This window comes from Corallococcus sp. CA053C, from assembly GCF_003611675.1.
Taxonomy (GTDB): Bacteria; Myxococcota; Myxococcia; order Myxococcales; family Myxococcaceae; genus Corallococcus.
In genome coordinates this window covers 1-2,696 of sequence record NZ_RAWA01000678.1, presented here as the reverse complement: position 1 = coordinate 2,696, position 2,696 = coordinate 1, and the positions used below count along the sequence as shown (strand labels likewise).

The window sequence follows — 2,696 nt, the reverse complement described above, 5'->3', positions numbered from 1 at the left end:
CCTCCCGGGCCCCAGGGCCCCTCCGCTGCCCGCGAAAGGTGCCCTTCCTGGGGTAACAGCCGGACCCCGCCCCATCCGCGAGTGGGCATGGGCACCCGGAAGGCCCCCTGGTCGCCAGAGCGCCCACCGGGCAGGCAGGCACATTCCAGCGCGGCTCAGAGCTGCTCCAGAGCTTCGGCGACGACAGGGCGTCTCCAGGGCCTCGGGTCCTGCCCCAGGCGTCAGGAGCCCGGCTTCGTCGAGCGACCCTTGTGGGTGCGCGGCAGCGCGTGGGAGATGAGCGACACGTAGTCCACCGCCTGCACGCGCGGCGGGGGCGGCTGCGTGCCCAGCGCGGCCAGGCGCTTGCTGAACGCGGCCAGGATGTCCGGCACGGGGCGCATCGCCTTGAGCAGCGCGTTGGGCCCCTCCATCGCCTGGGACAGCGCGATGGCGGCCTGCTGTAGCGGCAGCCCGCGCCGCAGCAGGTCCTGGAAGGAGTTCGACAGCGTGAGGATGTTGTGCCCCGCCGTCTGCACCATCTCCACGGCGATCTTCAGCACCTGGGGCGCCGTGAGGTGGCCGTCCGCCAGCAGCACCAGCGCCGCCTGGAAGTAGTTGAAGATGGGCACCACGCGCGGCCCGTAGGGCGTGAAGTGCGCGGGCGGCGTCAGCCGATCCAGGTGGATGAAGATGCGGCGCACGGGGTCCGCCACGGGAATCTTCTTCCACGCCTCATGCACCCGCGCGACGTCGTCCGGGTACACGCCGCCCGCCTCCAGCACCTGCGACAGCACGCGCTCGTCCACCCGGCCCGCGATGAGGTCCGCGTAGAGCGAATAGATGAACGCGTCCGCCTCCGCGTCGTCGCCGAAGAGCACCTCCTCGGCCTCCACCGGCGCGTTGACGCGGCTCTCCAGGATGACGGGCAGCTTGTAGCCCACCTGCCCGCGCAGGGCCCGGAAGCGCCCGCGCAAGAGGTTGCTCACGTTGTCCTTGAGGACGAACTCATCCCACTGGACGCCGTCCAGCTTGAGCTTCTCCTCCAGCACCGCGCGCATCTGCTTGGGGCTGCCGGACACGATGCACAGCCGGGTATCGCCGCTCTCCGCCAGCTCGCGGATGAGGGTGCTCGCGCCCGGCACGGCGACCTTCTCGTGCGCCTTCTGGAAGGCGGTGCGGAACAGGTCGCGCAGCGACTCGAAGTCCGTCTGGAGGTACGTCTTGTCCAGGTCCCACCGGTAGATGCGGCGCGGGGGGCGGGGATCGATCCGGTCCGGCAGGCTCACCGCGAGAGGCCCTCCTGGATGGCGGTGCCCAGCTCGTTCGCCACCGCCTTCGCCGCCACCTTGCCGGCGTTCGCGATGGCGCGCGCCTTCGAGCGGCCGTGCGCCTTGATGAAGATGCGGTCGAACCCGAGGATGGGCGCGCCGCCGTACTGCTCCCAGTCCGTGATGTCCTTGAGTCGGTCGATGCCGCTCGACAGCATGGCCAGGCCCGCGCGCCAGCGCAGGCTCTCCTTGTAGGCGTACTGGGCCAGCTCCATCACCGTGTCGTGCACGCCCTCCAGCATCTTCAGGCACACGTTGCCCACGAAGCCGTCCGTGACGATGACGTCCGCGGTGCCGCGCGGGATGTCGATGCCCTCCACGTTGCCGGTGAAGTTGAGCCCCGTCATCTGCGACAGCCGCTGGTGCGCCTCCACCACGCGGGGCGGGCCCTTCTGGGGCTCCACACCGTTGGACAGGAGCGCCACCTTGGGCCGCTCGTTGCGGGAGATGATGCGCGCGTACGCGCTGCCCATGACGGCGAACGCCACCAGGTCCTCCGCCGTGGCCTCCACCGTGGCGCCCACGTCGAGGATGAGGCTGAAGGGGTCCTGCTTCGCGCCTCGCACGCCCCGCGTCGGGTACACCGTGGCCAGCGCCGCGCGGCGCACGCCCGGGATGAGCTGGAAGTGGCGCTTGCACGCGAGCACGCCCGCGCCCGTGTTGCCCGCGGACACCAGCGCGTGCGCCTCGCCTTCCGCCACCAGCCGGGCAGCCACCGCCACGGAGGACTCGGGCTTGCGCGCCAGCGCCTCGCCGGGCTTCTCGTCCATGCCCACGAAGTCCGCCGCGTGGTGCACGGAGATGCGCTCGCCGTTGTGCTTGATGCCCGCCAGGACCTCGTCGATGACTGGACGGTCCCCCACGAGCAGCGCGTGGATGTGCGGAGACTCCAGCGAGAGCTGGGCCGCACCCCGCACCACCTCGGCCGGGCCGTGATCGCTCCCCATCACGTCGAACGCGATGGTGACTTGCTGCGGCTTCCCCACCATGGAATCCATCCTATGAGCTTTGCTCGGCGCTCGCTCCCGACATTCGCACCTGTGTCACCAGCGACAGTGCCAGCAGGCCTCCCAGCCCTACCAGGACCGCGCCCGTCCCATAGGGCGCCGCGGGACCCAACCGCGTGAATAGCAGGCCGCCCAGCGCCGGGCCCACAATGCGACCCAGGGAACCGCACGCCTGATACGCGCCCAACACCGCCCCCTGACGCGCTGCGGGAGCGTGCAGGGACACCAGGGCGGACAGGCACGGGTTCACCAGCGCCGACCCCACCGCCAAAAGCCCCATCACCGGGAAGAGCCACCCGTACGACGGGGCCACCGGCAGGAACGCGAGCCCCGCGGCCGTCAGCGCGAACCCCACCACGGCCACCGGGGCCTCCCGCCC

General features: G+C 71.2%; 3 protein-coding genes. All 3 read right to left on the bottom strand.

The features are described from left to right. Positions 1–221: 221 nt before the first annotated feature. Positions 222–1,268, bottom strand: coding sequence for a phosphatase domain-containing protein (locus D7V97_RS42020; RefSeq protein ID WP_120616134.1), 1,047 nt, complete (start codon positions 1,266–1,268; stop codon positions 222–224). Beyond that, complete coding sequence (gene plsX, locus D7V97_RS42015; protein ID WP_120616135.1) at positions 1,265–2,299, bottom strand: phosphate acyltransferase PlsX; 1,035 nt, start codon at positions 2,297–2,299, stop codon at positions 1,265–1,267. The genes D7V97_RS42020 and plsX overlap by 4 nt, the downstream gene beginning before the upstream one ends. A 10-nt stretch (positions 2,300–2,309) precedes the next feature. Continuing rightward, the coding region (locus tag D7V97_RS42010; RefSeq protein ID WP_147445229.1) for an MFS transporter at positions 2,310–2,696 on the bottom strand (387 nt) is incomplete at its 5' end.